This window comes from Clostridium thermobutyricum DSM 4928, from assembly GCF_002050515.1.
GTDB classification, from domain to species: Bacteria; Bacillota; Clostridia; order Clostridiales; family Clostridiaceae; genus Clostridium; species Clostridium thermobutyricum.
In genome coordinates this window covers 1-3,892 of the sequence record NZ_LTAY01000090.1, presented here as the reverse complement: position 1 = coordinate 3,892, position 3,892 = coordinate 1, and the positions used below count along the sequence as shown (strand labels likewise).

The window sequence follows — 3,892 nt, the reverse complement described above, 5'->3', positions numbered from 1 at the left end:
CCCAAAACTTTTAAAAAAGTTTTATCAAAATTTTTATTACTCGCCGTAAGGCGAAAGGACGTTTTATAAAAAACGCCCTTTATTTCTAGTATATTTAGTTATAGCAAATCAAGGTAGTATTTAAAATTTTTCTTAGTCAGCTATTCGGATCAGCGTTCCTTAATCCAAATAACAGCCACGAAAATTTTTAAATCTCCACCATTGACTAAATAAAAAAAAGACCAACTTAAAATTAAGATAGTCTTTTTAATAATCTTATTAATAATTAAATATAGTAGTTGCTCTACAAAATTTATTATATCACATTAATTTTATATTTAATTATATATAATATACTCAACAATATTTTTATTATGTTTAATCATCAATTTCACAGTCTAATTCATCAATCAATCTTTTATTTATTTCTTTATATTCTTCATCACTTAATTCTCTAAAAGTATCTAAAATATATTTTTTTTCAACCCAAGTTAAGCCAACACAATAAACATATTCTGTTTTATCAATTTCTTTTAAATAATCTAATTTTCCTAATTTATATAATATTAAAGCATCTTTAAAACACCCACTAAAAGTAATTAATTGTTTCCCTTTTAATGCTTTATAAAAATAATTAAATACATTTTCATTAACTAAATAATCAGCATCTTTTGCAGAATATTTTGCAACTTCGAAGACTTCTTTGTTATCACTTTTCTTTTTTATATCATCAACTCTTATTTGAGTTATTGATTTATCTTTCATACTTTCTTGCCACAATTCTTTCCATCTTTTTTGATTAATTCTAGTATTTCTATTTTGTTTTTTTACTGCAATTACACAATGAAAATGTGGGTGAAAAGTATCAAAGTTTGGTTCTAAATCTCCAATTTTTAAATTTCTTTTTTTATAATAATCATATTTTTTTTCATACAATTCTTTAGTAATAAATTTTTCTTTTTGATAAGTTATCTCTAGCTTTCTAATAAAACCTTCAGTTAAATTTTTAATTTCTGCTCTCTTTAACATCTTAGTAAATGCTTTATTCATTTCTTTGATTTTATCATTAAGTTCATCACCTTTTATGTTTTTTACAGTCAAAGTTAAAAATACAAATTCGTAATTTAATTCAGTTTCAATGTACTTCATAAGTATCGAAATTAATAAACTATCCTTTAAACTTTTTCTCCAAGAACACATTGGACAAAATCTATTTTTACAGAAAAATGCTCTATAAAGCTTGTACTTTTTTTCTTCAATATCAGTAACATATTCAATATAATTACCACATTCATTTACATCTTTTAAAGTTTTTTTGCTTACTAAAGGTTCTAAAAATTTTGATAATTTTATATTATTTTTCTTCTTTTTTGTTATTTTATTTTTTTCTTTTTCATATGGATTTTCTTGAATATTTTTTTCTTTTTTGTTATTATCTAATCGTAACATGATAAAAAAGATACCTTCTTTCTTTTTTGGATTGTAACATATAAAAAATAATTTATTCCTTCTTTTCTTTAAATTTTGAAATAATAATTATTTTTAATGTTACTTTCTTTTTTTGAAACTAGGTATAATATAGATTCTAAATTCCGCAAGATTTAGAATAATAAAAAATACCCATTGTTTTTTAATTTTTAGCTTCAACACCTAAAATTATAAACAAGGGTTTTTTTTATGTCAAATTAAGGGTAGAATTTCCAAAAAATTATATAAAATTAAGCTAAATTTATAAGAAAAAATATTAAAGTAAAAATGTTCAATTGGAAAAATATGTTTCACGATTAAAAATAGGCTCTAAGCATTGATTTTACTGGCTTAAGGGCAAATCGTAGCGCGGAAATAGTTTCCTATAGTATCAAGAAGGAAAAAACAGGTCTAAAAAAGCCCTTTTTTTCCTTAATTTTTAACCTAAAATTTTCCATTTCAATTTCCAATTTTAGAAACCTAAATTTACTGAATTTTTAAGTGTATTTTTTAATAATTTTTATTAAATTACATATCAGCCAACCTTTTATATAAATCTTCATTCTTTTTAAGTTCTTTTTCTATTTCTTCTTGTGATATTTTGCTTACTTTATCTAATTCTTCTTGTATTTCTAGGTCATATTTATATCCATATTTTCTTATAAACTCTTTTACATCTTCTAAAGTAATATCTTTTTTCATAATAACTCCTTTATTACATATCAAAATCAACTGAATTTTTATGTGTATTTTTTATAGTATTATTTTTATTTAAAAGTCTATCTTGAATATCGAATTCAGGTTTAAATTCTTTTTTTAAACATTGAATTATTTTTTTATTATTTAAAATTTGATTTTTAAAACTTTTATTTTCAAAATTCATTTTAGTATCTATAACTAAAACTTTTTCTTGGCGTTCTAATAAAACATTTGTTTTAAAATTTTCATTTGAACTTATACATTCTTCTAAAAATTTTTCATCAAATTCTTTCACAGAATAAATTTTTTTTTCAAAAATATTTTTATCTTTTAAATCATCTAAATTAATTTTTATTTTTAGATTATCAATTTTATTTAAAAGTCTTTCTTCAATTTTATTTTTTTCAATGAGTTGTTTTTCTATTGATTTATTTTCTTTATAAATTAAATTCAAGGCTTTATTATAAACATAATTTCCAACTTCTTTATTTCCTTCTAAAGACTTAAAAATTAAATTATAATTATAATCTAATTGTCTTTGATAAAAATTATTTTTTTCGATTTTATTTTCTAATTCCTTAAAGTCTTTTTTTAAATATTTATTATCTAAATTTAATCTTTCAATTTCACTTTTATTTTTTATATTTATAGATTTTAATTCTAAATTTTCTTTTTTTATTTTTATAAAATTAGATTTTAAATTTTCAAAATCTTTTTCTGACATAGAAATTTTTCCACCAATAAAATTTTTTTTAAATTCAATTTTACTTATATCATCAATTTCTTTTTCTACTCTAGTTAAGGTTTTTATTTTTTCATCTTTTAACTTTAAATCTTCTTCAAGTTTTTTTATGTTCTCCTCAAGTTTTTTTAATTTATATTTTTTAATTTCTAAATTCTCCTCTGTCTTACCACAACCACGTTCAACTTCAAATCCTTTTTCTCTAAGATACTTAGGAGCTTCTGTATGCACTTTATTTATTCTTATAGGTGTCATTACAACTGATGACTGTAATTTTCCATTCTCTAAGTTTACAGGGACAATATGAAGGTGCATATGAGGACTTGTTTCATCTAAATGAACTTTAGCTGAAACTACATTTTCTTTTCCAAATTCATGACAAAAATAATCATAAACATTTTTCAAATAATCCTTAGTTTTATCCATACCCCAAATTTTAGCCTGTTCCTTCGATACAGTAATTATATTAGAATAATCCACCACAGAGTTCTTCTGTATCCTAGAAACGCTTCTAACGGCTTCTACACGCTTTTTAACTCTATGATATAAATTACTACTACTACCCATCTCTTTATCAGCTAAATCATAGTTTAAATGAGTTTTAGTAAGGTCTATTTCTTTATTAGTTATTTTACCCTCTCTGTCTTGCTCCATTTGAAGACCTTTAACATCTGTAATTTTATTTTTTTTAGTGTTCCAAGCAAATTCCATTTTAAAAACTCCCTTATATATATTATCTCAATTTTAACATAATCTCTTATTTTGATACATGTCATTATCAATTGATAATCAAGTGAGATTATAGCTCGTTATAATCTGAACACAGATTTACTCGCAATTGCATTGAGCTTTTAGGCAGTTCCTCCCACTTCGTTCCTCCCAAAACTTTTAAAAAAGTTTTATCAAAATTTTTATTACTCGCCGTAAGGCGAAAGGACGTTTTATAAAAAACGCCCTTTATTTCTAGTATATTTAGTTATAGCAAATCAAGGTAGTATTTAAAAT

The 3,892-nt window shown here is 22.3% G+C and carries 3 protein-coding genes; all 3 read right to left on the bottom strand.

Going from position 1 to position 3,892, the window contains the following annotated elements:
* Positions 1-357: 357 nt before the first annotated feature.
* Positions 358-1,428: a protein rep gene (locus CLTHE_RS14325; protein WP_002599812.1), complete on the bottom strand. Its 1,071-nt coding sequence runs from the start codon at positions 1,426-1,428 to the stop codon at positions 358-360.
* A 546-nt stretch (positions 1,429-1,974) separates the two neighbouring features.
* A complete protein-coding gene (locus CLTHE_RS16920) occupies positions 1,975-2,148 on the bottom strand; it encodes a hypothetical protein (RefSeq protein ID WP_169840866.1) in 174 nt (57 codons plus the stop codon).
* 13 nt (positions 2,149-2,161) lie between these two features.
* A complete protein-coding gene (gene mobV, locus CLTHE_RS14320; RefSeq protein WP_080024048.1) occupies positions 2,162-3,598 on the bottom strand; it encodes a MobV family relaxase in 1,437 nt (478 codons plus the stop codon).
* Positions 3,599-3,892: the final 294 nt, after the last annotated feature.

Excerpts from the sequence above, each read along its gene's own strand:
- CLTHE_RS14325 (WP_002599812.1), bottom strand. The coding sequence starts at position 1,428 with ATGTTACGATTAGATAATAACAAAAAAGAAAAAAATATTCAAGAAAAT.
- mobV (WP_080024048.1), bottom strand. The coding sequence starts at position 3,598 with ATGGAATTTGCTTGGAACACTAAAAAAAATAAAATTACAGATGTTAAA.
- CLTHE_RS16920 (WP_169840866.1), bottom strand. The coding sequence starts at position 2,148 with ATGAAAAAAGATATTACTTTAGAAGATGTAAAAGAGTTTATAAGAAAA.